The 25311-nt window shown below is 63.4% G+C and carries 20 protein-coding genes and 1 pseudogene; 3 read left to right on the forward strand and 18 right to left on the reverse strand.

From position 1 onward, the window contains the following. Nucleotides 1-1084: 1084 nt before the first annotated feature. Nucleotides 1085-2044: a sodium-dependent bicarbonate transport family permease gene (locus tag HF323_RS08000; RefSeq protein ID WP_169582027.1), complete on the reverse strand. Its 960-nt coding sequence runs from the start codon at nt 2042-2044 to the stop codon at nt 1085-1087. A gap of 105 nt (nt 2045-2149) precedes the next feature. Here HF323_RS08000 and HF323_RS08005 point away from each other — a divergent pair, with 105 nt between their 5' ends. Both HF323_RS08005 and HF323_RS08010 read left to right on the forward strand, forming a co-directional pair. Further along, the gene (locus tag HF323_RS08005; RefSeq protein WP_169582028.1) at nt 2150-2437 is read left to right on the forward strand and encodes a winged helix-turn-helix domain-containing protein; all 288 of its coding nucleotides are present in this window, start codon (nt 2150-2152) and stop codon (nt 2435-2437) included. Between the two features lie 35 nt (nt 2438-2472). Next, nucleotides 2473-2762, forward strand: a pseudogene (locus HF323_RS08010) (GntR family transcriptional regulator); the annotation flags it as partial. 742 nt (nt 2763-3504) lie between these two features. On the opposite strand, the gene HF323_RS08015 reads toward HF323_RS08010, so the two are convergent. Genes HF323_RS08015 through HF323_RS08045 form a run of 7 tightly spaced genes read right to left on the reverse strand, consistent with a single transcriptional unit; the run spans nt 3505 to nt 11779 of the window. After that, a complete protein-coding gene (locus HF323_RS08015) occupies nt 3505-4395 on the reverse strand; it encodes an amidohydrolase family protein (RefSeq protein WP_169582029.1) in 891 nt (296 codons plus the stop codon). Continuing rightward, a complete protein-coding gene (locus HF323_RS08020) occupies nt 4392-5123 on the reverse strand; it encodes an SDR family oxidoreductase (RefSeq protein ID WP_169582159.1) in 732 nt (243 codons plus the stop codon). Before HF323_RS08020 ends, HF323_RS08015 begins: the two co-directional genes overlap by 4 nt. Before the next feature lie 29 nt (nt 5124-5152). After that, nucleotides 5153-5995: a fumarylacetoacetate hydrolase family protein gene (locus tag HF323_RS08025; RefSeq protein WP_169582030.1), complete on the reverse strand. Its 843-nt coding sequence runs from the start codon at nt 5993-5995 to the stop codon at nt 5153-5155. 16 nt (nt 5996-6011) lie between these two features. Continuing rightward, nucleotides 6012-7046 carry an ROK family protein gene (locus HF323_RS08030; RefSeq protein ID WP_169582031.1) on the reverse strand — a complete coding sequence of 345 codons (1035 nt, stop codon included), beginning with the start codon at nt 7044-7046 and terminating at the stop codon, nt 6012-6014. Further along, nucleotides 7043-8029 carry an aldo/keto reductase gene (locus HF323_RS08035; protein ID WP_169582032.1) on the reverse strand — a complete coding sequence of 329 codons (987 nt, stop codon included), beginning with the start codon at nt 8027-8029 and terminating at the stop codon, nt 7043-7045. Before HF323_RS08035 ends, HF323_RS08030 begins: the two co-directional genes overlap by 4 nt. Then, the gene (locus HF323_RS08040) at nt 8026-9351 is read right to left on the reverse strand and encodes an alpha-L-fucosidase (RefSeq protein ID WP_169582033.1); all 1326 of its coding nucleotides are present in this window, start codon (nt 9349-9351) and stop codon (nt 8026-8028) included. The genes HF323_RS08035 and HF323_RS08040 overlap by 4 nt, the downstream gene beginning before the upstream one ends. Further along, nucleotides 9341-11779: a glycoside hydrolase family 2 protein gene (locus HF323_RS08045; protein WP_223169220.1), complete on the reverse strand. Its 2439-nt coding sequence runs from the start codon at nt 11777-11779 to the stop codon at nt 9341-9343. The genes HF323_RS08040 and HF323_RS08045 overlap by 11 nt, the downstream gene beginning before the upstream one ends. Before the next feature lie 198 nt (nt 11780-11977). On the opposite strand from HF323_RS08045, the gene HF323_RS08050 reads away from it, so the two are divergent. Next, on the forward strand, nt 11978-12721 hold the full coding sequence (locus HF323_RS08050; protein ID WP_169582035.1) for a FadR/GntR family transcriptional regulator: 744 nt from the start codon (nt 11978-11980) through the stop codon (nt 12719-12721). On the opposite strand, the gene HF323_RS08055 is transcribed toward HF323_RS08050, so the two are convergent. The 10 genes from HF323_RS08055 to HF323_RS08100 form a co-directional block, all read right to left on the reverse strand. Then, a complete protein-coding gene (locus HF323_RS08055) occupies nt 12706-14028 on the reverse strand; it encodes an enolase C-terminal domain-like protein (protein WP_169582036.1) in 1323 nt (440 codons plus the stop codon). The two genes, HF323_RS08050 and HF323_RS08055, sit on opposite strands and share 16 nt — an antisense overlap. A gap of 44 nt (nt 14029-14072) precedes the next feature. Then, nucleotides 14073-14930 carry a carbohydrate ABC transporter permease gene (locus HF323_RS08060; RefSeq protein WP_169582037.1) on the reverse strand — a complete coding sequence of 286 codons (858 nt, stop codon included), beginning with the start codon at nt 14928-14930 and terminating at the stop codon, nt 14073-14075. A gap of 8 nt (nt 14931-14938) precedes the next feature. Beyond that, entirely contained in the window at nt 14939-15853 is a 915-nt protein-coding gene (locus HF323_RS08065) for a sugar ABC transporter permease (protein ID WP_169582038.1), read from the reverse strand. A gap of 71 nt (nt 15854-15924) precedes the next feature. Continuing rightward, nucleotides 15925-17184, reverse strand: coding sequence for an ABC transporter substrate-binding protein (locus tag HF323_RS08070; protein ID WP_169582039.1), 1260 nt, complete (start codon nt 17182-17184; stop codon nt 15925-15927). A 106-nt stretch (nt 17185-17290) separates the two neighbouring features. Continuing rightward, nucleotides 17291-18952, reverse strand: coding sequence for a hypothetical protein (locus tag HF323_RS08075; protein WP_169582040.1), 1662 nt, complete (start codon nt 18950-18952; stop codon nt 17291-17293). A 720-nt stretch (nt 18953-19672) separates the two neighbouring features. Beyond that, the gene (locus HF323_RS08080; protein WP_169582041.1) at nt 19673-20845 is read right to left on the reverse strand and encodes a Gfo/Idh/MocA family oxidoreductase; all 1173 of its coding nucleotides are present in this window, start codon (nt 20843-20845) and stop codon (nt 19673-19675) included. Continuing rightward, on the reverse strand, nt 20842-21588 hold the full coding sequence (locus tag HF323_RS08085) for a carbohydrate ABC transporter permease (protein WP_211160329.1): 747 nt from the start codon (nt 21586-21588) through the stop codon (nt 20842-20844). Before HF323_RS08085 ends, HF323_RS08080 begins: the two co-directional genes overlap by 4 nt. Nucleotides 21589-21691: 103 nt before the next feature. Continuing rightward, a complete protein-coding gene (locus HF323_RS08090; RefSeq protein WP_211160330.1) occupies nt 21692-22537 on the reverse strand; it encodes a sugar ABC transporter permease in 846 nt (281 codons plus the stop codon). A gap of 158 nt (nt 22538-22695) precedes the next feature. Further along, nucleotides 22696-23829: an ABC transporter substrate-binding protein gene (locus tag HF323_RS08095; RefSeq protein WP_169582044.1), complete on the reverse strand. Its 1134-nt coding sequence runs from the start codon at nt 23827-23829 to the stop codon at nt 22696-22698. Nucleotides 23830-24272: 443 nt separating this feature from the next. Beyond that, nucleotides 24273-25259 (reverse strand): Gfo/Idh/MocA family oxidoreductase, encoded by a 987-nt coding sequence (locus HF323_RS08100; RefSeq protein ID WP_169582045.1) that lies wholly within the window; start codon nt 25257-25259, stop codon nt 24273-24275. Between the last annotated feature and the right edge of the window lie 52 nt (nt 25260-25311).

Here is a 25311-nt window from a genome sequence, read left to right on the forward strand (position 1 = left end):
GGTCTGTGGAGGAATGGGCACACGAACTGACCAGCGGGGACGCCATCTCTTCCTGTGACTCACGGCGCCTCCTCTGGAGACGGAGGGATTCGGGCTCGCGGTCTCCCCCGCGGACACGCGGAGACTCCGCCTCATCCGGATGGGACCGAGCATGTTGATGAACGTGCGGTCGCGAGCACGACCAGATCGCTCAGCGCCGCCCGCTGCGTAAGCATGGCAGAAATGGCAGATTCCTTCCCAGGTGCAAGATAAAATGCCCCTGACCAGGAATTTTCCAGCGGAGACGGAGGGATTTGAACCCTCGCCGAACGACATTTCCTCAGTCACACTGAGCGTGCGGGCGCGTGATTACGCGGGTCTTGAGGTTTCGCAGACTATGTGCGATGTGTGCGGACGGGGCCAATCTTTCTCAATTCGTTCCCACTCGCGGACGCGAGTATGGATCGCGTGATCAGCAAGTCCGGGCTGGCCGCCACCCACTTCTCGTGAGATTGGAACCCTCTGCGTCCGGCTGGAGGTGCAGCCGAGATCTCGCTGTTCTGGGAACCCGACCGGCCGGAGGCGAGTGTGACCGAGCTGAAGATCTCCCTCGCGCCCGAAGGAGCGTCGCGGTGACCGCGATGACCCCCGCGGGAGCGATTCGACCGCGCCGCGCCACCGAGGACCAAGCGCCTCGAATCCGCCTTCGCCAGCATTCCCGCCGGATCGCTTCTGCTCATCTCCTCACCCGCGGAGATCTCCGCGGAAGTGAGTCGCGTTCGTCCCGGCGAGGTCGCGTCGGTGCCCGACATTCGCCGGCCCCTCGCGAGCAGGCATCGAGCGGATGCCACGTGCCCGGTGACGACAGCGATGTACGTGCGGATCGTCGCCGAGGTCGCGATGGAACAGCTGCTGGAGGGAAGGCACCTTGACGACGTCCCCCGTTCCGGCGAGTGGTGGCCCCGCAGGATCCGATCGCGCAACGCATCCCCGGCGCACCGGAGCTCAGCAGCAGGCTGCGCGCGGACGAAGCGGCACGTTCGATCCGGCCATAAGGGCCACCCTCTCTCTCGCCGTCGGTCCACTTCGAATCAGCGGCGACCGTTTACGCAAACGTGAGGGCGAGTGCGGTGTAGAGGGGGATGCCGATGGTGAGGTTGACGGGGAAGGTGATGCCGAGGCTGGTGGCGAGGGGGTAGGCGAGGTTCGCGTCGGGGAGCGACATGCGCACGGCGGCGGGCGCGGCGATGTAGGAGGCGCTGGCGCAGAGGACGCCGAGGATGGCGGCGCCGCCGACGCCCAGTCCGGCGGCCGCGCCGGCGAGCACGGCTGCGCTGCCGATCAGAAGGGGGAAGCCGATGGCGAAGGCGATCAGCCCGGCGGTGCTGGTGCGCAGCGCGGCGAACTTGTGGGCGGCTTCGATGCCGAGGGCGAGCAGGAAGAGGACGAGGGCTCCGCGGAACGGGTCGCCGAAGAACGGCTCGATGGGCGCGTAGCCGGCCTCGCCGACGATGGCGCCGATGGCGAGTCCGCCGGCGAGGAGGAGGATGGACTTTCCGGTGAGGATCTCGTGGATCGTGGTACCCCAGCCGGCGTGCCGGGCGGTGTGACGCCGGGCCAGCAGTAGGCCGACGAGGATGCCGGGGATCTCCAGCACCGTGAGCACCGTCGCGGCGTACCCGGGTACGGCGATCTGGGCGGACTCGAGGGCGACCAGCGCGGCGGTGAAGGTGACCAGCGAGGTCGAGCCGTAGTGGGCGGCGATCGAGCCTCGGTCCACCGGGCCCAGACGCGTCAAGACCCGCAGCGCGAAGTAGGCGAGCACGGGCGTGAGCAGACCGAATCCGAGGGCGAGCAGCAGCGGGACGGCCAGCGACGCCGGATCGGTGTCGGCCAGCGCCACACCGCCCTTGACCCCGATCGCGAGCAGCAGGTAGATCGACAGGGTCTGCGTCAGCGCGTCGGGCACCTTCAAGTCCGAGCGCACCGCGACGGCCACCACCCCGAGCACGAACGCGAGCACCGGAGCGCTGAGCAGGCTCGTCACCGCGGTTGAAGCATCCATCCCACTCCCCCAATGCATGAACGAAACTTCATTTATCCCGGTGGACTATACATGAAGTTCACTTCACCTGATGACGATGTGTCGAGGCCGGGAGACAATGGGGGCATGTCGACATGGACGTTCCTCACCCATCACGCCCATGTCCTGTTGCACATCGCGCAGAACCCGGATGCCCCGGTGCAGGAGATCGCCGATGTCGTCGGCATCTCGACCCGGTCAGCGGTGAAGATCCTGGGCGACCTCGAAGCCGGCGGGTACGTCGAGCGCCACCGACGCGGCCGGCGCAACCACTACGTGATCCACCCCGAGCGACCGCTCCGCCACCCCTCGAACGCCGGACACGACACCGGCGACCTCATCCAGGCACTCGCAGACCTCCGCGACGACACCTGACCAGGCCGGTGCGATGGTCCCGTTACCATGGCGCCATGGCGGTCACCGACGAGGCGATTCGGAAGATCCGGGACATGATGACGGCGGGGGAGCTCGCGCCGGGCGATCGGCTTCCGCCGGAGAAGGAGCTGAGCGAGCGCCTCGGGCTGTCGAGGAGTTCGCTGCGCGAGGCGGTGAGGCCCTCGAAGTGATCCGGGTGCGCGAGGTCCGTCGCGGCGACGGCACCTCCGTGACGAGCTTGGAACCGCGTCTGCTGCTGGAGGCGATGAGCTTCGTAGTGGACCTGCACACGGGACGCTCGGTGCTGGAGGTCCTTGGGGTGCGAGTGGCCGTGCCGACGACCACGGTCGCGACGGCGGGATAGCGAAGCGGGAACTGGAGTGCCGCCGTCGGGAGATCCACTCCGAATTTCGCGTGCGTCTGGGCGAGGGCCGTGGCGCGGTCGATCAGAGAGGCCAGCGCCTGCGCTCAAGGTCGCGCCCCGCGCCGGATCAGACGTGGCGAGAAGCCGGGAGTTGAGCGGCACCACCGCGACCACCAACACTCCGCGTTCGGCAGCGAGCGGCAGCAGCGGGTTTGCCACCGAGGTATGCAACAGGCGACGCTTGGATTCTTCAGCCGTCGGGCGGGAGGGTCTGGTTCGCCCTTCCAGTGGATTCGTCGACCAGTTGTGACGCCACTGGGCACCAGGGGAGCGTTGCGAACGCGAGGGGTCGTCGCGGGCATCCTCGAGTATCTCGGCGACACTCGGCCGAGATCGGGTGAGGAGCCGGACGCCCTCGTCGAACCATGCTCCTTGTCAGCTTGCCCGAAGATCGTTCGGATGTTCGACGTAGCCATCGGGCCGGCCGCCTTCTGCACCTTGGAGAGCATGTTGCGGACTAGATGGCCTGAGAGCATCGCGACGACGAAGCCTGGAACACGGTCGCGATCGCGGGGATCAGACCGGTGTGAGGATCGTTGATGACGAGTTCCACCTAGTCCAGCCCGCCGGCCCTCGACGAGCGCAGAAACCGGTCTGGAACGGCTGCGACTCGGTGTCGCCGACTTCGAAGCCGAAGACTTCCTCAGGCGAGGCGGTAGAAGGTGGCGCCGGCGCCGTAGGCCACCTCTCCCCATTCCGCGCCTGGCCCGCCCACGACGCGCATAACTCGCGCAGACCAGCCACTGATCGTGCAACGAGCGCCTCGCTCCGCGCTCACCGGCCAATCGCTGCCGAGAATGCTGCGGGAGGGCCCGAACTGCTCAAGTGCGTAGTCGACGAAAGCGTCGGATTGCTGGTTGAACGTCTGCTGATCTCCGGCTTCGGGCGCTAGACCTGAGATCTTGACGCGAACACGGGGAAGCTGCGCCGCCTGCCGGACATTATGCCGCCAACGCTTGCCCTCGGGCGAACGGATTCCGGCGGCGACCGGAGGTTTGCCGAGGTGATCGATGACGACGTCAACTTCGGGCGAGCTCTCCACGATCTTCACGAAATCTGCGAACTGGGTGTGGCGGATGCATGCGTCGAAAGTGAAGCCACGCTCCGCGACCATCCGCAGGCCGTAAGCGATCGCTGCGCGGCGAGATGGTCCGAGTTCCAAGTTTTCCATCGATTGCCTCACCCCGCGAACGAGGGAGAAGGACTGCAGGTGGTCCAAATGAGCATCTAGGGAAAGTGGGGCCGAGACGGTTGCGCCAGCGACCATAGCCGACAGTATTTTCCACTGGCCCGCTAGGGCGGAGACCCATCGGGCTTCATTGAGGAATTCGTTCTGAGCGGCGCCGGCTTCCACGAAGACCGCTGCGGCGACGTTGCTGCCGGCCGCGCCAGCGTACTGTTCGATGGAGTAGGACGAAGCCAACTCGGCCCCGCTCTCGAGCCAGGGATAGCGGATGCGGCTGGTATCCCACAGGTGCATGTGTGCGTCGAGCAGCTTCGACGCCCCGACTGCTGAGGGCGTGTCGGCGGTCACGTTGCTCGCATGCGTAATCCGGCCATTCCGCCATCGACCTCGAGATTCGCTCCGGTCGTGGAGCCCGCGAGGGGACTGAGTAGATACCCGACCGCGGCAGCTACCTCCTCCGGCGCGACGAGCCGTCCGTGTGGTTGCCGGGACTCGAGCGCCCGCAGCTCCGCCGCGCCGTCTTTCGCCTGAGCGAGCAAGCGATCAACCCATTCCGTACTAACCGTGCCGGGACTGACCGCGTTGACGCGAATGCCTTCTCGGACATGATCGGCGGCCATGGCGCGTGTGAGCGCAAGAATTGCTCCCTTGCTCGCGCTATACAACGCTCTGTCGGGCAAGCCCGCGGTGGCCGCGATGGATGCCATGTTGACGATGCAAGCGCGAGACGATTTACGTAGCTCGGGAAGAGCGGCGCGGATCACGCGTACAGCGCCCATCAGATTAACGTCAAGTACCCGGTGCCACGTCGCGAAATCGTTGTCGAGCACAGTGCCTTGCGCGCCTATACCCGCGTTGTTCACGAGAGCGTCCAGCCCAGACATACTGTGGACGGCAGCGTCGACCGCAGACAGAACGGCCTCCTCGTCGCGAACATCCGCTTCGAAGCCTTCGAGTGTGGCGGGAACCGTGTCGACGCGAAGATCAATGATCCTGACCACGGCTCCTCGATCCGCCAGGTGGCGAGCGGTACATAAGCCGATGCCGGCCGCGCCGCCGGTGACGATCACGCGCATGCCGGCGACGTCGTTGACGAGAGGAACGCTCACGAATCCATCACCTGCTGTCGCTGCCGCCCGAGCCCCTCGATCTCGACTTCGACCACATCGCCCGCTCGGAGATAGGGGCGGGGCTCGGGGTGGCCCAATGCGACGCCGGCGGGGGTGCCTGTGTTGACGACATCACCGGGGTGAAGAACCATGAACTGGCTGATATAGTGAACGATCTCGAACACACTGAAGACCATGTCGGCGGTCGTGCCGTACTGCCGCCGCACTCCGTTCACCCAAAGCGAGAGCCGCAGGTCTTGCGGATCCGCAATCTCGTCTCGCGTCACAAGCCAGGGGCCCAGCGGGTTGAAGGTCTCGGCATTCTTGCCCTTGTCCCACTGCCCGCCTCTCTCCAGCTGGAACTCACGCTCCGACACATCGTGAGAGATCGTGTACCCCGCGATGACCGATTCAGCGGCAGACACGGTGGGGAGATACTGCGCCCGCTGCCCGATCACCACTGCAAGTTCCACCTCCCAGTCCGTCTTGCGGCTGCCCCGCGGGATCAGCACGTTATCGTCCGGACCGACGACCGTGTCTGCAGCCTTGAGGAAGAGCACTGGCTCCGCGGGAACTTGAGCGCCGCTCTCCCGAGCGTGGTCTCGGTAATTCAGGCCGACGCAAACGATCTTGCCGGGACGGATCGGCGGCCCGAATCGACCGGGGGGTTGCAACACGGGAAGACCCGGTCGTTCAAGGTGTTGACGGATCGTCGCGATCGTCGCCGACATGTCTGAACCGGGAAGATCCCGAGTCAGATGTCCGATATCTCTCCAGACGGTTCCATCGAATACAGCGGGCGTCTCGTCACCAGGTGGACCAATTCTCGCGAACCTCATTGGCTCTTCCCTCTCCTCATGACGCGGTCCGTGCCACGTCGGCATCAAGGACGCTCGCGGCCGCGCCGATCAGCGGTGCGAGTGATCCTGTCGTCGCCCTCCGGAAGGTCACGAGTCGCGAGTAGTCCACTACCGTTGCCCGTTCGGTTGCCTCCCGGACCATGTCGACGTAGTCGGTCGCGACCTCAGCGAACCCTCCCCCAACCACCACAGTGTCGAGGTCCAAGAACGTTGCCGCATTAGCCACCGCTTGACCGATAGCCTCGGCCGATCGGCGCACGGCCGCGACTGCGATCGTGTCCCTTTGAGCGTACGATGCCGCGAGTTCTTCGCCGCTGCTCCCGACCCAGCCCCGTCGTTGTGCCCATCTCACCGTGCTCGGCCCCGATGCCAGTCTCTCAACCGTCCCCAAGTGCGAGTGTCGTCCGCGTGAACGCCGAATCTTAGTCTGGCCGATGTGGCCGGCGTTTCCCGATCGGCCGACCATACAGCGTCCGTGGACAATCAGCCCGCCACCGACGCCGGTTGACACGACTACCGCTAACCCGTTGTTGGAGTTCCGCAGGGCCCCTACCCAATGTTCAGCGACGGCGAAGCATGCGCCATCAAGCGCGACGTGCACGGGACCATCGACGACACCCGCGAAGATTCGGCCGAGCGGGAGATCCACGAGCGCTGGCAGGTTGAGCGGCGAGGTCATGCGGCGCTCGACGTCGACAGGACCCGCCGTGCTTACTCCGACGCCGATCAGGCGGGCACCCCCGGGCAGGCAGTCCGCGGCGTCCTCGGCAACGCCAACGATCGTGGCCTCTAGTGCGTCCCGCGACCGATGCCGACCGGTCGGCCGTTTGCGGAGGCTCTCGGCCAGCACCTCGCCGCGGCGACCGACGAGAGCGGCCTGCACTTTCGTACCGCCGAGATCCACAGCGAGGACGAGGTCCCCTGGCGGCTGCGGTGCATACGCGGCGTCAGCATCCGTCGCTAACGCGACCTCGAACCGATCGGAGCCCGAATCGCCGGAGGGTGCGATCGCCCTTTCCGTCAGCATCATGGCCGCCCTGCGGGCGCAGCGATCACACCGGCAGTCTCCAGCGCCGCCCAGAGTTGCTCTGGGATCGGGGCGTGATAGCGGGCTAGCATCGAGTCGACCTGAGAGGCGTCCCGTGCTCCCGCGACAACTGAAACCACGGCCGGGTGCCGGAGGGGGAACTGTACGGCAGCGGACGGCGCCGCTGTTCCATAGCGCTGGCAAATCTCGTGCACTCGCGCGGCCAGCCGGAGCATCTCCGCTTGCGCCGGAGCGTAGTCGAAGTTCGCGGTCGGATCGAGGACATCGGTGCTGAGAAGCCCCGAGTTATACACCGCAGCAGCGATGACACCCACCTGTCGATCCGTCGCCTGATCGAGTAGCTGCTCCTGAGCACCCTGGTCAAGCAGGGTGTACCGACCGGCGATCATCACCACGTCGACGTCGAAATCTCGAATGAACCGCGCGGGCATCTCAACTTGATTCATGGCAACGCCGACTGCGCGCACAGCGCCCTCATCCCGGAGTTCGATGAGCGCCGGCAGGCCCGTCGCTCGCGCCGCGGACTCATGATGGTCCGGGTCATGGAGAAAGGCGATGTCGATCGAATCCAGGCCGAGACGCGCGAGGCTGTTCTCCACCGATCGCAAGACGCCGTCGCGCGAGAAGTCCCAAACTCGCTCATGAGTCGCGGGCACGGCGAACGCCTCGACATCCATCCGGTTATCGCCGCCCGGAACCGGCTTGAGGAGGCGTCCCACCTTGGTCGACACAATGTAGTCAGAACGCGATCGCGCCCGCAGAGCTTGGCCCAACCGGCGCTCAGCCAGGCCCAGACCATAGTGAGGGGCAGTGTCGAAGTACCGAACACCGCCCCCCCATGCAGTATCAACCGCTGCGCGTGCATCCTCGTCGGTCGTCGCGCGATACAGATTTCCGAGCTGGGCGGTCCCGAGCCCCACCTCCGTCAACGCGAGACCCCTAGACAGCAAACGCCGATCAATCATGCCTTCAACTCCGTCCTCAGCGGCAGCGCCACGACCTCCACGCCATCTCCGGGCACGATCACGTCCAATCCCTCCGCGACCCCCGCGATCTCGACCGCGCGACCGGAAAGCGCTCGACCCCGCCGCACGTCTACAGCGTCCACCCGAAGGCGCAACCGAACGGGCCCGCGGCCTCGCTCGAAAAACACGAAGAGTGTTCGAGAATCGGTCGTCCACCGCACCCACGGGTCGTCGCGACTATCGGCCATATCGCTCGCAAGGGCGCGCGAAGCGTATATGGCATCGGCATTGGTGCTCAACCACGCGCCCAAGCGGCGAAGTGGGTCACGCTGTGCGGCGGGAACATTCCCGGCTGCGTCCGGCCCGACGTTCAGTAGCAGGTTTCCGCCGCGGGCGACGACGTCGACCAAGCAACGGATAAGCGCATCACCGCTCAAGACGTGAGCGGATGTCTCGCGAGCGTTGTATCCGAAAGAATACCCCAGCCCTCGCGTGTGCTCAAACAATCCGACCTCGCGCTCCCGGCGGCTCTGGTACTCACTTGTGGCGAAGTCGGAGAAGGGAACCCCCCACCTGTCATTCACAAGTCCCTCAGGCACGGCAGCGAAGTAGTCGCGGAACAACCGCGGCAATCCAAACGACGTGTCCTCTTTGCCTGCGTCGGGCCAGTCGATGTCGTTCCAGAGCACATCGGGCCGATACTTCGCGATGAGATCCGACACGTGTGAAAAGGCGTAGCGCGCGTAGCCGACATCCCGCGGTCTGGTTGCGTACATCTCCTCATGCGACCGGATGGGCGGCGTCGGGGCCGCGGTCCAGTCCAGTCCGCCGGAGTAGTAAGTCCCGAACCGGAGGCCATGCCTTCGAGCAGCCCCGGCGATCTCCGCAATGAGATCTCTGCGCGGCCCTCGTCTGACGGCGTTTCGTTCGCCGGTGCTGGGCGCGTCCCACAGCGGAACGCCGTCGTGGTGCTTCGTGGTAGGTATGACATAACGCGCCCCGCACTCGCGGAACTCCCTCATCATCGCGTCGGGATCAAAGGACTCGGCGCGCCACTGGTCGAGGAATCTGTCGTACTCGAACCCACCCCAGACGGCTAGGTGGTGCTCGTGGGCGGGGCTCCCCGAGATCTGAATCGTATTGGCGTACCACTCGGCGTATGGATTGTGCCTGAACCAGAACTGGGGATCGACAGCGCCGAGTTCCCCGCTCAGCTCCGCCCACGCAGGTACAGAATACGGTCCCCAGTGAATGAAGATGCCGAGCTTCGCGTCCTCAAACCAACCGGGGGGCTTCCGCGGGGGAAAGGGATCAAGCTCCACGCGGACGGGCCCCTGCCACGAGCTGGTTCGCGGACCGGAGAACACGCGGGTCGGCGAGCTGGTCTACGGTGAGCGCCTGCTTCGTGGAAATCGTGATGACCACTGATTCTCCCGGCAACAGCGTGGTGAGCAGGGTGTCCACGCGAGCCTCGGGATCGATTTTGTCCACCAAGAGCGCGAGATCGCGGATGAGCACGGCCGCAGTGACCCGCAAGATGTAGCCACCATCGATTGCATCCAGTGCGAGATCGCACCGCGGGGTCTCGAGTGCGGTGTGCCGATAATCGGAGAAGAACCACAACGCCCTCTCGTCGCCGACAACAACTTCAACGAACTCCTCGCCAGCGGATCCGGGAGTGCCGACGCGCGTCTCGATCACCACCCGCGCGGCTGCGCGTCCTTGAACGTCGACGCCCTGGCGCTGGGCGGCCAGCACGTCCCCGTGGTAGTTCCGTCTCCTGACGATCAGTTCCCCAAGCCACGTGGGTTCCAGGTGGTTGGACAATCCGACGGCAAGCGAGTCTCCGTCGGGCTCGATCGTGATGAGTCGGTCCTTATAGGCCGCCCGAAGCGCATAAAGGAGCGGCTTCGGTCGGCCGCCGTAGTCGATGGCTGACCAGGACGTCACGGGCCATGAGTCGTTCAGCTGCCAGACGATGCTCCCCATGCAGGATGGTTCAAGAAATCTGAAGTGTTCAACAGCGACCCGAACGGCAACCGCCTGGTTGAGGGACATGGCCCAGTGCCAGTCCTCCATATCGTCAGGCAGGACGAAATGGTCGACGAGACCGTCAGTGAGCTTGAAGTTGCCGATCGAAGCCTTTTGGTGGACAAGCATTCCAGGTGATTCGGGGGTGAGCGGGTCGTCCTCAACGGAGCCGGAAAGAGTCGCCCACGTCGGCGGACCCTGCCAACCGAATTCGGAGACGAATCTTGGTCGGTACGTGCGGTAATCCGGGTAATCCCGGGTGTTCCACAGATCCCAGATGTGCACGGTGCCATGAGCGGGGTCGTTCGCGGCGTGCGTACCCCCGGGGCTGAAAGGACTTCCCGGCGTGTAAACGATCTGCGGGGCCATTTCGGCGCAGATTTCTGGGAGCATCCGGTGATAGTAGTCGGCACCCCATGTTCTACCCTGGAGTCGTCCCTGCCACTTCCACTCCTCGTACCCCCACAGATTCTCATTGTTGCCGTTGAGCACGACGAGGGAGGGATGCTTCGAGATTCTCCCGACGTTGTCTCGCGCCTCTGCCTCGATCTCCGCTGAGAGTTCGGGGTCTTCAGAGTATGCGGCGCAGGCGAAGAGGAAATCCTGCCAGACGAGGACGCCTTGCTCGTCGCACTCGTCGAAGAAGTCGTCACTCTCGAAGATGCCGCCTCCCCACACACGCAGGAGGTTGATGTTCGCGAAGCGCGCCTGCCCCACCCTTTGCCGGTAGCGTGATCTGTCGACCCGATGTGGGAAGGTGTCGTCGGGAATCCAGTTTGCGCCGCGGACGAAGATAGCGCGGCCATTGACCACCAGCCGGAACGCGGTGCCCTCGGCATCGACCTCTGTCTCGGCCAGGACGCTTCGGAAGCCCGTGCGGAAAGAGCGATGATCGATGATATGACCCGATGAGTCGAGAACCTCAACGCGGACCGTATAGAGGTGCTGCGGGCCGTGCCCGGCCGGCCACCAAAGTTTCGGAGAGGGGACGATGGCGCGAAGGACGTTGGCTGGCGCGTCTACGGGCTGGCGAGCGAGCTCGTCACCCTCCACAATGAGCCGCACAGATCCGCCATCTGGCGCGCCGGACACGTCGTAGACGACGTCCAGAAGACCGTTCTGGTCGACCAGTCTGGGCACGACGCGCACATCGCGGATTCGGCAAGACTCGTATGCGACGAGTTGGACGGACCGCCAGATTCCGCACGAGACTGCATCGATCCCCCAGTCCCAACCGAAACTGCACGCCATTTTCCGGACCGCATTGTACGGGTGATGGTTAGCGTGCGGGCGGTAACCGAGTTCCTGACTGCGACGATCTGCGTACTTGACGGGCGACTCGAAGCTGACCACTAGTTCGTTCGATCCGTCCCGCAACAGGTTGCCCACGTCGAAGACGAATCGCCGGTGCATGTTGCGGGTCACGCCGACGAGAGCCCCATTCAGGCGGATCGTCGCCACGGTATCAAGGCCGAAGAACTCGAGATCGACCTTCTGACCGCTTCTCCCACTCCATTCGAAGCGGCGACGGAACTCCCAATCACACAGACCAATCCAGTGGAGCCGGCGCTCGTTGGTGCTGTAGAACGGGTCTTCAATGTGTCCGGCACGGAGTAGATCAGTGTGCACCGCGCCCGGGACCCGCGCCGGGATCCACCCCTCGCCGAGGTCGGAGGGTTGCGGGCCTGCGACCGCGCGGAGTTCCCAGTCGCCGTCCAACTTAGCGGTAGTCACTCTCAAGCTGGGCCCCATCCGTTGCCTTCCCCTTCTATTTGCCTGATCTCTTTCCCTGCAGACTCCTCGTCACAGGCCTGAAAAGGGATGTCCTCGAGCACCTCCAGCCTATACATAGGATGAATTTGGTGCAACCATCAGAATCGTCGAGACATCTTTCGCTGACGGCGTTACAATCATCGGATGACCAATCTCCTGAGCGATCCGCTTGCGGCTGCCGAGCCGCGGGAGCAATCTCAAACGGATGTCGTCGTCGAGAGCGTGAAGGCCAGGATCCTCAGCGGCGAACTCCGCGCGGGCTCGAGGCTTCCCACCGAAAAGGATCTAGCAGTCGAATTCAAGGTGTCCAGGAGCTCTCTAAGAGAAGGAGTGCGCGCCCTCTGCATGATGGGGGTGCTCGAGACGCGGCAAGGCGACGGCACATATGTGACCGCGCTCGAACCGGGACTTCTGCTCGCGCCGATGAGCTTTCTCGTCGAGTTGTACACAGGGCCAGCGACCGCGCACCTACAGGCTGTGCGCCGCACATTGGAGACCGACGCTGCTAGCCGTGCGGCGCTCGCGATCACCGACGTTGAGCTGTCTCACGCCGAGAGTATCCTTAACGATTGCGAGGGCCTTATCGCTGCAAACGGTTTGGATCAGGTGGAACGATTCATCCGCGCGGACATGGCATTCCACCATGTGATCGCGAGAGCGTCTGGGAACCCCGTGCTCGAAGCGCTTATTGAGGCGCTTTCTTCCCGCACGATCCGCGACAGAATGCGGCGTGCCACCGTTGAGCACGGCGTTCTGGCTACGACTCACGCCGAGCACCAGGCCATACTTCACGCCCTGCGCGCACGCGACCCAGAGGCCGCACGATTCCGAATGGGCGCGCACCTGCTCGGTGTGGAGGACTTCATCCTGGATCATCCTGTGGCGTAGGCCGGACCGACCAGTTCGCGCCAATACTCGCCGTCCGGATAAGTAAATCGCGCGACCGATTCGTCGAGCATCTTCGCGCTGTATCCGGGAGCGCGCGGTACCACATAGGCTCCACGATCGACGATGCAAGGGTCCTCGAAGTGCTCGTGGAGGTGGTCGACGTACTCGGTCACGCGACCTTCAAGACTTCCCGAGATCGCGATGTAGTCGAACACGGAAAGGTGTTGTACGAGTTCGCACAACCCGACTCCCCCCGCGTGCGGGCAGACGGGGACCCCGAATCGGTGAGCCATAAGATAGACGGGCAGGATCTCGTTGATGCTCGCCAAGCGCGCAGAATCCAACTGGCAGACGTCGATCGCATCGGCCTGAAAGAACTGCTTGAAAAGCACGCGATTCATCCCATGCTCGCCGGTAGCGACCGCGACCGGTGCGACTGCTCGTCGGATCTGTGCGTGGCCCAGCACATCGTCAGGGCTTGTCGGCTCCTCGATCCACCGCGGCGCGAATCTGGCGAGGTCGCGTACTTTTTCGATGGCCTCAGGGACATCCCACACCTGATTCGCATCGATCATGAGGTTGATCTCAGGGCCGATGACATCACGCACGATTGTTAGCCGGCGCACATCGTCCTCGTGATTGGCGCCGACTTTGATCTTGATGTCTCGGTACCCCGCCTCAACGGCTTCTCGACACAGCCTCCGAAGACGGTCGTCCGCATAACCCAGCCAGCCCGCGCTTGTGGTGTAACACGGGTACCCGTTCTCACTTAGGTGCTCCAGGCGCGCGTCGCGCGATGGACCCATCGACTGGAGGATCTCGATTGCGTCCTCACGCGTGAGCGCGTCACTGAGATAGGTCAGGTCCATCGTGTCGACGAGCTCGGGGGGGGACATGGAGGCGAGGAATTGCCAAAGCGGTAGACCTTTGAGGCGCGCCGCGAGGTCCCACACGGCGTTCATCACTGCGGCCAGCGCCAGATGCTCCACCCCCTTGTCGGGCCCGAGCCAGCGCAGCTGGGAGTCGGACTTCAACATGCGATACGTGCCCCCGAGATCTCCTACGACGGCTTCTACGCGAAGCCCCACCAAGGTGGCGGCCCGAAGACGGCTCGCCAGCACGCACACATCGTTTCCCCGGCCGATGGTGAAGGTGAAACCGTACCCCGCCACCCCTGGAGCATCGGTGCGAATGATCACATACGCCGCGGAATAGTCGGCGTCGGCGTTCATCGCGTCCGATCCGTCTTGCGTGACCGAGGTGGGAAAGCGGACATCGATGACGTCGACTGCAGTGATTGTGGGCACAGATACTCCTATGAGTTGGATGTGGCGCTTGTGCGCGGCGAGAATCAGCTCTTTACAGCGCCCTGGAGAAGCGCGTCTTCCATGCGGCGCTGAAGAAGGATGTAGACGAGGTACACGGGGATCATCGTGATCAGGCAGCCGGCCAGCAGGACGCCATAGTCCGTTGACGTGAGACTGATGAGGGTGGGCAGCGCGACCTGGACTGTTCGTTCCTCGACCCGCGGACCGATCAGGATCAGAGCGAACAAGTACTCGTTCCAGAAGGTCAGGAAGTTGAGGATAAGAACGGTAACCACACCCGGAATCGTGAGGGGAACATAGACACTCACCAAGATGCGAAGCCGACTCGCGCCGTCGAGCATCGCGCTCTCCTCCAATTCCTGGGGCACCGCTCGCATGAACTGTGCCAACAGGATGACGGACAGCGGGAGGGCGGTCGCTGGGAGAAAGAGAATGAAGAACTCGCGGGTTTGGAAAAGCCCCATGACGACTGCGAGGAGGAGCGTCGGGACGAGCGCTGCGAAGGCCGGTATGAGGAGCCCCAGAGCGAAAAGTCGCTCGACGAACAACCCGAACCGACCGGTACTTCGCGCGATGGCGTACGCCGCGGGGATGGCAAGCACGAGAGTAAGGATCTCGGCCGCGACCGTGGTGAGGGTCGAGTTAACCAGCCCCAGCCCCAGCTCAACGCGGTTCCACGCTGCGACGAAGTTGCTGATGTCCAGGGACGTTGGCAGTGCGAAAGGTGCAGTAAAGATCTCCGTGTTGTCTTTGAATGAGGCGAATACGATGAAGATGATCGGTATCGCGAGAAGAGCTGCGTAGAGCCAAGCGAGGACGTGCGCAATCGGATTCAATCGGAGGCGTGACCCGCTCGCCCGCGGGCGCTTGGAAGTGTTCATGATGTCCACTACACCGCCGGTCGGAAAAGGCGACGAATGATGACAACCCCGACGATTCCGAGCGCGAAGAGAACCACTCCCACCGCCTGGCTGTAGCCGATGCGTGTTTGAGTGAATGCCAGGTCGTACACCAGAAAAGAAATCGTGGTTGATGCGTTCCCGGGGCCGCCCTTAGTTAGCAACAGAATCGACCCCGCCGAGCTGAACAGCACCCAGATGAATTGCAGCATGAGGATCACGCCGAAGTAGTCCCTCGTGATCGGGAAGGCGACTCCCCACATGCGCCGCCAATGTCCCGCCCCATCGAGCTGCGCTGCTTCGAAAACGTCGGATCCAATGCCAGCCAGCCTCGCGCCAAACAGCACCGCCGTGAATCCGATGCCTCCCCACAGATCAACCACCATCACCGTCGCAAGAGCCGTTTCTTGAGTTGCCAGCCAGGGGCGGGTCAACTCCGCGAGGCCGATCGACTCGAGCGTTAGATTGAATAGTCCTGTGGGGGCGAAGATCGCATAGAACACCATGCTGCGTGCGGAGACAGAGATGAGCGCTGGCGTGAAGAGAAGAATTCGAAGAAGGCGATGACCTCGCGGCTTCAAGGACACGTAGTACCCCAGCATGAAGGAACACACGAGCAGTATGGGAAGCACGACCGCGAGTTGGATCGCGGTGTTACGGACAGCGATCCAGAAGACCGGATCGGCCCACATTGTGACGAAGTTCTGCGCTCCGACATACTCGCTCTCCGCGACCAGACCGGACCACTCGAGGGTCGCGATCACGAACATCGCGATGAGCGGACCGATCGTAAAGACGCCGTACCAGACGATCGCTGGCGTGGTCAGCAGAGCAAGTCCGTGCTTGTCAGCGGATGCGCGCCGCCTCTTCGGGGTCGCAGGGCTAAGCGCGGCAGCCGTGGCCATGAAACTCTCCGTTCGATAGAGGCAGCGGGCGGGGCTCACGGTTCCGTCGAGACCCCGCCCGAATGAGCTCCTCAGGGGTACACGCTCTCCAGGCCGGCACAGATTGTCTGGGCGTCGGCTCCCGGTGAGTAGGCCAATGTCGTCTGTCGGATAAGGGGATCGGCGACCTCGCCCGGAACCGCGGTGTCGGGCATAACTGCGAACTCAACAGCGCTGGGCAAATCCGCGGTCGCCTCCGCGAGCAGCGGATTGGTGATTTCGACGGGCTCGTCGAAGACATAGGCGACCGAACCGTTCGCCTCGTTGACGAAGCGTCCGGCAATCTCCGGGGTGTAGAACGCCGACACGAAATCGCGGACAGCGTCGATCTTCTCGGCGCCGTTGTTGCTGATGAAGAATCCGCTGCCCGTGTAGCCGGAGAGCGCCGTCGGCTGGGTGTATTGTCCGCCGTCGGGGATGGGAAGGCCCCCCAGTTGGATGTTCAAGTCATCGGGGGTGTCGCCGAAGGCCCACTCGCCAGCGGACATGATCGCAGCGCTGCCATCATAGAAAGTCGCATTCATCTGGTCAGCGGTGTATCCCTCCGCATCGGCGATGAAGACACCCGCATCCCTTAGCGTCGTGAAGAGCTCGATGCCCTCCATGGCGGACGGGACCGCGCAGTAGTTTCCTTCCGCGAAGACGGCACGCGCATCTTCGGGACTCATGTACGATTGCATGATCTGCATGAAGAGCTTCTGACCCGACCAGTCACTTCCGCCGACGACGAGGGGCTCGGACCCGGTTGCCCGCAAGGCGTCTGCGGCGCGGATCAACTCGTCGGTGGTGGTGGGAACGCTCACGCCCGCGTCCTCCAGCAGGTCGAGGTTGTACCAGACGGGCCAGACGAAGCCGCGATATGGGAACCCGCTGAGCTGGCCCTCGGCGTTCTGCCACTCGTCGAGCGCCTCGGGCTTGATGGAGTCGGACAGTCCCCAGTCGCTGAGGTAATCATCAACCGGCACGGCCACTCCATTGGCGACCCAGTCGAGCGTCCGGCCGAAGAGATTCACGATGACGACATCCGCTTCGTCGCCCCCGACGACCGAGGTCTCGAACACCTCTTGGATGTCGTCACCTGCTGGGGTGACTTCAACCTCAAGTCCGCTATCTTCCTCGAACTGAGCGATCACATCCTCCTGGATCTTCCACTCGGGACTGTCGGGCGTAAATGATGACAGGACGGTGAACGTCTCATCCTCACTCTGCGCGCCCGAGGTGCATCCCGCGACGCTCACGGCCGCTGCCAGCAGGACCACCCCTGCGCCCGCCTTTATCGATCTGTTCATCATGCCTCCTTGCACGCTGTGTCGGTCTCTGCACGAAACATCCCACCAATTACGGGAATCTGCGCTGAGTTCCTTAGAATTTACATCACTGTAACGAGGAAAGATAGGATCAATTGGAAAGTCCGAACGATCCAAAACAAGTTGATCCAGTGCCTTCCAGGCGGAAGCGCTCCCCACGAAACTCGACTTCGCACGGCGCATCCGCGAGGACGACGAGCCGCGTGTGGTCGGCGAGTGCGACAACCCTCGCTGAGGCCGTCACCTCGTCGGTAACGTCCCAGAGCATCACATCGGCCTCGACGCCGACTATCCGTCGAGTCGCGTACACCACGTCGCCAACACGGATCACAGTCACGGAATGCTCTCCAGCGGGCAGGCGCCTCACCCCCCAACCGCTCCATCCCGCAGGCAGCGGAGGAAGACTCGCGCCGAACGACAGTTGGCCATCCTCATGGTCGAGGTGCAAGAGTCCTCGCACGACCGCCCATGTGTAGGTCGGCGGCATCCATGGGCTGGCTGCCATGCCCAGACTCAAGGGAGGTCGGTCGGGGGCGCCGGAGAACCACTCAGGGAACGCGCCGGGCGCTACTTGGCCGAACTGGACCGGGCTATCACTGAGTACGGGGACGCTTAGTGTCACGAGCGACGTCGCGGTTGCGTCCGGATCATGGTCGCGCACTGCTACTGCGATCCAAGCGCTGAGGTTCGGCCAGACACCCCCCATCAGGCCCAGTCCATACTCGTCGTCGTACTCCGGCTCACCCAGCGGCACGGTGCGGGCTCCTGCTGGTGCCTGGACGCGAGGCGAGGTGAGAAGGTCCGCCACCGCCTTCGCGCGGTCGCCCTCGGCGGCACCGAACAGGAGGGGAAAGACCACGTCGGAAGTAAGTTCCTGGCGCACCATCCCGTCTCCCGTCTTCGTCAACGCGTAGGAATTAAGCGCCGAGCTCCACAATTCTGCGTTGATCGCGCCCCGCAGCTCGCTCGCGCGATCGCGCCAAGACCCCGCCTGGGCATGCCCCGATGCCTCCAAGAGGTAACCCACATCGTCGAGGGCTTGGGCTATGAGGCTGTTTATCTCAGTGGTCGCGCCGAGGATCTGATAGCCGTTGATGATGTTTCTCCAGGTGGCGAGACCCCAGACGTTAGTCGGCTCGATGTATCGCGCGCTTTCCGCATAGAACAACCCGTCGGCGCGACGTTGATCGAGGAGGTACTCGGCGGCCGCGACGACCGTGGGAAGGATCCGACCGAGGAAGATCGGATCTCTGGCAACTCGGTAATGCGCGGCGACCGCAATGATGAAGAGCGGCGTGTCGTCCTTCACCGTGAGGGCGTATCCGTCACGGAAACCATCGAACGGCGGCGACGAGACGAGTGCAGAAAAGTCCTCGGTGCGATGCGCCACGCCGTGGAAGGTCATTGCGAGATGATCCCCCCGCGCCGGCGGATCGGTTTGCGGGTCGACCGCGCTCCGCATGAACTCGGTGATGTCTCCGGCCGGCTCTACGCCGTACTGGGCAACGAACTCGAGGAGCCGTGCGGCGAAGTCGGTGGAGAACAACGCCGCGCCGAGGACGAACCAGGCGATGTCCCGCACGACTGCAATGTCTTGTGGAGGATTGTTCGTGAACGCGGCCCCGGTCGCGAACTCGTGCTGCACCCGGATCGCGTTGATCTTCGCCCATTCGTTGGCGTCGTCGATTCGACTGTCCGGGGTGAGAATGGATGCTCCTGAGATGCTGGCGGCGAGCGTCTGTTCGTCGCGCAATAGAAACCCATCGTCCTCGAGTACAGCGTGGGCAGCCTCCTGCGTCCGCGAGATCGTGACTCGAACACGGGTGCGAGAGGAGGGAGGGACCGCGACGGCCCACTCCGACGCGGCGCGCGACGGCTCGCTTATTCGGACGGGCCCGAGTGCGTGACCAGCAACGAAAGTCACAGCGTCGCCTGAAGTTGCCCGAGCTGTGATGAGACCGCTCTCCGTGGAAACAGTGAAGCGAGTTTCCGATGGCGTCCATCCCGGCTTCTTGGAGTGGCGAGTGCGGACGTTGGCCGTGAAGTCCGCCCTTAGGAGAATGTCGACGCTCTGCTCACGGGAGGTCTCGTTGTGTAGGTCCAGCCATATCGAACACACCACCCGCCCGTCGTAGGAGGTGAGTGCAGTGGTACGTGACACCTGCCCCCACCCTGTCGCCCAGTCCGCACGGATGTGGCCGGGGTGAAACGTCACTGAGTCGGGTGATATCGCACGTCCCCCGCGACACGGGCTGAGGTCGACTCGCCCCACGAGGAAGGAATCAGCGACATCCCACAGATTGTCTACGCCCCCGTCCGGGCTTGCCTGGAGATAGCCAACCGAGTTCCCCAGCGACCCGCCTACTCCGATCTCCCCCCACTTGGCAGTGATGGCGAGTCGGTCAAGTGTCTCAACGGTCATTCCCTTGTTTCTTCCTTTCGGTGTCTGCTCCCGGCGCACGGGAAGAAGGTTTCAAGCGGGCGGCCCAAGATGAAACTCGTCGATCTCAGCCTGATATGCGTTCACGCGACCCCGGAGGACGTCGTCGACATCCACCCATGCGTTGACATGCGACGATTCCAGAAGCGCCATGCAGACCGCCACGTCCCGAAGCCCTTCCTCGCCAGTCACGGCGACTTTGCCCTCGCCTCCGATCGCGCCAAGCCATCGATAGATCTGCTCCGCAAATGGGTTCGCGAAGGTGTTCTCGCGGAGAAGCCCAACTCCTTCAAGGCGCGGTCCGGAAGGCGCCTCCCCGGGATGACCACTCCACTCGCCTAACGAACCGCGATAGGTCGGCTGCGGCTCGCCGCCGCCGGAGGTCGCCCAGGATGATGAGAGAGAGCCCACTACACCGTTCTCGAAGGAGAGCACGGCCTGCAGGACGTCGTCGACGTCGGCAGCCACCGCACCGCCGCCGCCGGTATACCGAATCGGCTCAGCGATCTTCGTGCGCGCGACGACGCTAACGACTTCCCCGACGGTGTAGCGCAGCCAGTCCACGTAGTGCACACCATTGTCCAGCGTCGTCCCACCGCCCGCGTACCGCCGACGATGCCGCCACGTCGTTCCTGCAACCACGCGGTCTGGCGCCCACGCTCCACCGACGTTGTTCCAAGAAACCTGACGAAGTATTCCCACGCCGCCGGAGCTGATCACCTGCCGCTCCACTTGCACCTCATCCATGCACCGAACCGTCTCCGCGACGCCGAGCACTCGGTCGTGCTTGATCGCTGTGGCGACGAGCGTCGACGCCGTGCGAACAGTGAGACCCAGGGGCTTCTCTGTCAGAAGGTGAAGCCCGGCACTTAGAACGTCGTGACCCACACGGTGGTGCAGAAACGGCGGGGTCAGGTCAAGCACGGCATCCACATCACCGGACGCGATCATGCCGCCGTAGTCGTCCCAGAGTGCCACAGGATCGGCCTGCACCTCGGCGAACGCGAGGTGAGGCATCGCGGTTGCACGCGAGGCGAACTCGATCGGCCACTCGGACCGCTCCTGCCACAGTGGCAAGATGCTTTCCGGGCGGCGAGTACATATGCCCCCGATGCGGACGTCGACACCGGCGGCAACGAGGTCCGCTATCCCCTGGAGGTGCGCGGACAGGATCCACCCCGATCCGATAATGCCGATTCGGATCACTTCGTAACCCCGGAGGTGAGACCGCTGATCAACTGCCGGGAGAAGATGATGTAGAGAAGAAGGGGCCCTGCTGCGGCGAGAGTAAGCGCAGCGAGAACTGCTGGCCAGTCGCTTTGAAACTGTCCCAGGAACTGTTGAGTGGCGAGTGTCACGGTTTGTGTTTGCGTGCTGGGCGCAAGAATGAGCGGGAACCACAGATCGTTCCAGATGGGGATCATCACAAATACCGCGACCGTCGCAAGCGCTGGCCTGATGCTGGGCAGGACGAGCCTGAAGATAGTGAACTCGCCTGCCCCGTCAACCCGCCCTGCTTCCTTGATCTCGGCTGGCACTGAGCGCATGAACGGGCTGAGGACGAGAACGGCGATGGGCAGCGATGACGCCGTGTACACGAGAATCAGTGCGAGCACAGTGTTCATGAGTCCCAGTGTTGACATCACTTCGATCAGTCCGACCGTTCCGAGCCTGACGGAAAGGATCAGGCCCGCCCCCAGGATGGCCGACACGATGAGACGACCACGGAAGGCGTACTCAGTCAGGGCGAAGCTGAGCATCGCTCCGAGGATGACGACAAGGAAGGTGCTGGCAACGGTCACCACTGCACTGTTGAGGTACGCAGCCCCGAAGTGCCCATCGTCGAAAACGCGTTCGTAGCCGCCCAGGCTGAACGCCTCTCCGATCGGTAGGGCGAATGGGTGGGCGAAGAGCGCGTCGCGGTCCTTGAAGGAGTTGATCGCCACCATGACGACCGGTCCGATTACGAGAAGGCTTCCGAGCGCGAGTATCAGGTGAGCAAGCCATTCGCCGCGCTGCTCTGGACGGCGCACAACGCGTCCTGACGACAACCTAGAGGGCATAGCTCGGCAACTTTCGCTGGACGAAGTAGATGTACGGGACGAGGACGATCACCGTGATGAGGACTGTCATTCCCGCGATCGTCGCGCCCATCGCCTGATTACCAGCGATTCCCGGCCCTCCGAAGAACGTCCGATAGTAGAGCGTTCCCAGCACGTCAGTGCTGTAGTTGGGTCCTGCGAGAGGACCCTGGAGAGTGAAGATCAGATCGAAGGCATTCATGCTCCCTGCAAAGAGGAGCACAGCTATCACGCCCACGGTGGGAGCGATAAGCGGCAACTGAACAGACCAGAAGATGCGTCCGTTGGTCGCACCGTCCATCCTCGCGGCCTCGATCAGCTCATCAGGGATGGACACGAGTGCAGCGAGGAACAGCATCATTGGCACGCCGAACGACTGCCAGACCGCGATCAGTGAAACCGTGACAAGCGCGGAGCCTTGAAGACCCAACCAAGGTTCGAACAGTTCACCCAGCCCAATCGCTTCCAAGATGTCCCGGGCAACACCCCAGATCGGGCTGAGAATCAGCAGCCAAGTGAACCCTGCCACCACCGTTGAGAGGACTGCCGGGGAGAAGAGGCTCGCGCGGTAGGCGGCGCGGAGACGTAACACCCGCCGAGCAAGCAGGACTGCGAACAGAAGCCCGAGAGGGATCTGCACGAGCATCTGTATCGCGAAGAAGATGCCGTTGTGGAGAAGCGCGGGCCAGAAGAGCGACGACCACGCCGGCGAGAACATCAGCGCAAGGTAGTTGTCCCACGGGTACTGTGTCGGCCCCTCTGCTGTGCCGCTCTCGAAGAGGCTGATCCCAAAGGACCCGGAGAGCGGGATGATCATGAAAACCATGTAGAGCAGGAGCCCGGGGAACAGGAACCCGAACAGGATGCTCGCTCTCGGTCTGAGGGTCGGTCCTGTGGTTCGGACTTGACGACGCTTCATCGATCGACTGTGATTTCGGTGGGCGGCCGGGGCTGTTCCCGGCCACCCACCGGAAATCACTGGCGAGGCTCGTACCACGACTCGAGCTGAGTCTGCGCCTGCTCGGCGGCTTCCTCAGCCGTAATGTCACCGTTGAGGACCTTCGTGGTGACGTCTGTGGCAATGTCGCTGAGGCTGGGCGTTCCGCGCGACAAGTACTGCGCCCACAGCCGAATGGTCGGCTGCGCGGTTTCGCGCCACGAAAGGTACTCCTGTGCGATCGGGTTTTCGAGCTCGACGTCGTAGTCACTCAATGGCAGGAACCCCGGGAACGCGTTCGCGTTCAGGACGGCTGCTTCCTCGCCTCCCAGCCACGCCAGCAGCTCTTTGGCCTCTTCGACGTGGTCCGACTCGGGATTGTAGGTGTACGCCGTGTCGATGAAGTCGTTGATCCAGCGAGGGTCGCCTTCGTTCTGCACCGGAGGCTGGAAGATGCCCACCTCGAAATCGGCCCTGTCCTCGAAGCCGCGGATCTCCCAGGAACCAGCAGGCATGATGATGGCCTCTCCCTGGTAGAACAGTTCCTGGGTGTCCGTGTACTTCACGCTCTGATAGCCGTCAGGCAGGTAGGGGATCCAGTCCTGCATGAACTGCCACGCAGCGACGTACTCGGGGTCGGTGAGAACTTGGCTACCGTCGATTACGGCCTGGCGGCCGTTCTCGCCGTCCCAGAAGTTCGGACCTACGTTGCTCAGGCCGGTCACCGTCGTGATCCAGGCGTCTCCTGTGCCGTAGGAAAGCGGGGTGTAGCCCGCCTGCTTGATCGCGTCGAGCACATCGAAGAACTCGTCGACGGTCTCCGGGGGCGTAAGTCCCAGTTCGTCGAACACGGTCTTGTTGTAGGTGAACCCGTGCATCACGGATGAAGCGGGAAGACAGTACGGAGTGCCCTCGTCGGTGGACCACGCCGCCTTTGCGACATCCGTCACTCGCTCCAATTCGGGCATGCCAGACAGATCCGGTAGGAAGCCCGCGTCCCACAGGGCCAGGCTCGTGTCGAACGGCTCGCAGGCAAAGACATCTGCGGCCGTTCCTCCCTCGAGCTTGGTGGTGAGAGCGGGGGCGTACGCCTGGTTGGGCGTCGCCTCGAACTCCACCTCGATGCCGGGATGGGACTCTTCGAAAGCAGGGATGATGACGTCTTCCCACACCTGTGCGTCATCACTCCTCCAGCTGTCGACCGTGATGGTGACTGCGTCGCCATCCGACTCATTGCCAGCAGAGCTGCAGCCGGCGACGACCAGGGTCGCTCCGACCGCGACGAGGGCAAGACTTCCGCGTCGTTTGTTCATGGGACTCTCCGTTGAGGCACTGCGGGAACCAGACGCGCGAAGCGCTCGCCTGAGGATTGCACCGTGACCCGTGCCATCCGAAATATAGGATGAATCCTCAGAGCCCCGTTGTCAAGGGCGAAACGATCACGGTTCATGCTCGGTACTGGCGCAGCGATGCATAGCGCCTCCCGGCTCTGGATTTCCAACGGATGAAGCTCTCACCCACACCCGCGCGAAGTCCTCCCCTGCGGGATAACGGGTCTGGCGAAGTTGCCGGCGAGAATCGCTATTCATCCTATGTATCTGAGATTCGGGCGCGCCTACCGCTCGAAAGGAAAATGGAGCCCAATCTGCCTGCGGACCTCGTCGAGGGCCGCCATGATCTCTACACTCTCGGCGGGAGGCATGACCGGACTCTCCAGAATTCCGCGGGCGATCTGGTCCTCCAGCGCTGCCGCTTCGAACTGCATGCCACGATGCGGCACCTCCTCCTCGAAGCGCTCGAGCACCTTGCCTGCCGGATCTCGGACAACGAAGCTGGTCGGCGAGTACCACACGGACTCGACTTCGATTCGAGCCTCGGTCCCCACCACCACTGCAGTGTTCGGCCCCTGGGCGTCGATTGCCGTTTGAATTAGCGACTGCTTGCCGCCGGGGTACTGAAAAATCACAGACGTCTGACGGTCCACGCCTTCAGGCGTCGGTGACGAAGTCGCAAGGGTGCGCGCGGGGGGACCGAACAATTGCGACGCAAATGCGACGGGATAGATGCCGAGCTCGAGGATTGCGCCGCCGCCGAGCGACGGCTGGTTGAACCGGTGCGGCGGCTCTAGTGGAAGCCGCTGACCATGATCGGCAATCAACGTGTGGATCTCACCGAGCGTGCCGTCCTCGATGATCTGCCGTATCCGCACCATGTGGGGGAGGAAGCGTGTCCACATCGCATCCAGTACCACAAGACCCTTCTCTCGCGCCCGGTTCGTGACTAGGCGCGCTTCCTCCGCGGTGATAGTGAATGGCTTTTCGACGAGTACATGCTTGCCCGCATCGAGCGCCAGCAGCGCGTTCGAGGCGTGCGCGACGTGAGGAGTGCCTACGTAGACGATGTCGACAGTGGGGTCGTTCACCAAGTCCTCGTAGGACCCGTGAGCACGGGGGATTCCGAAGCTGGTCGCAAACTCGTCGGCTCGCGGTCGGTTCCGCGAGCCGACCGACACCACGGAGTGTCCGAAGCCCAGCAGGTCGCGGGTCATCGACCGGGCCACACTACCTGTCCCGATGATTCCCCACCGAAGTGCTTGCCGCATCTCAACCTCCGCGCTTATTGTTAGGATGAATCGCTAGGCATTCTTCCACTTT

It is taken from the genome of Microbacterium sp. MF43 (assembly GCF_012847295.1).
GTDB lineage: Bacteria > Actinomycetota > Actinomycetes > Actinomycetales > Microbacteriaceae > Microbacterium.

What these genes read in the sequence shown, in the direction of transcription:
- HF323_RS08065 (WP_169582038.1), bottom strand. Translation starts at nt 15,853, where the DNA reads ATGGCCACGGCTGCCGCGCTTAGCCCTGCGACCCCGAAGAGGCGGCGC.
- HF323_RS08005 (WP_169582028.1), top strand. Translation starts at nt 2,150, where the DNA reads ATGTCGACATGGACGTTCCTCACCCATCACGCCCATGTCCTGTTGCAC.
- HF323_RS08020 (WP_169582159.1), bottom strand. Translation starts at nt 5,123, where the DNA reads ATGCGCGTGATCGTCACCGGCGGCGCGGCCGGCATCGGCTTATGTACC.
- HF323_RS08085 (WP_211160329.1), bottom strand. Translation starts at nt 21,588, where the DNA reads ATGGTGGCGATCAACTCCTTCAAGGACCGCGACGCGCTCTTCGCCCAC.
- HF323_RS08070 (WP_169582039.1), bottom strand. Translation starts at nt 17,184, where the DNA reads ATGATGAACAGATCGATAAAGGCGGGCGCAGGGGTGGTCCTGCTGGCA.
- HF323_RS08000 (WP_169582027.1), bottom strand. Translation starts at nt 2,044, where the DNA reads ATGGATGCTTCAACCGCGGTGACGAGCCTGCTCAGCGCTCCGGTGCTC.
- HF323_RS08090 (WP_211160330.1), bottom strand. Translation starts at nt 22,537, where the DNA reads ATGATCATCCCGCTCTCCGGGTCCTTTGGGATCAGCCTCTTCGAGAGC.
- HF323_RS08050 (WP_169582035.1), top strand. Translation starts at nt 11,978, where the DNA reads ATGACCAATCTCCTGAGCGATCCGCTTGCGGCTGCCGAGCCGCGGGAG.
- HF323_RS08025 (WP_169582030.1), bottom strand. Translation starts at nt 5,995, where the DNA reads ATGAGGTTCGCGAGAATTGGTCCACCTGGTGACGAGACGCCCGCTGTA.
- HF323_RS08035 (WP_169582032.1), bottom strand. Translation starts at nt 8,029, where the DNA reads ATGATTGATCGGCGTTTGCTGTCTAGGGGTCTCGCGTTGACGGAGGTG.
- HF323_RS08100 (WP_169582045.1), bottom strand. Translation starts at nt 25,259, where the DNA reads ATGCGGCAAGCACTTCGGTGGGGAATCATCGGGACAGGTAGTGTGGCC.
- HF323_RS08030 (WP_169582031.1), bottom strand. Translation starts at nt 7,046, where the DNA reads ATGATGCTGACGGAAAGGGCGATCGCACCCTCCGGCGATTCGGGCTCC.
- HF323_RS08060 (WP_169582037.1), bottom strand. Translation starts at nt 14,930, where the DNA reads ATGAACACTTCCAAGCGCCCGCGGGCGAGCGGGTCACGCCTCCGATTG.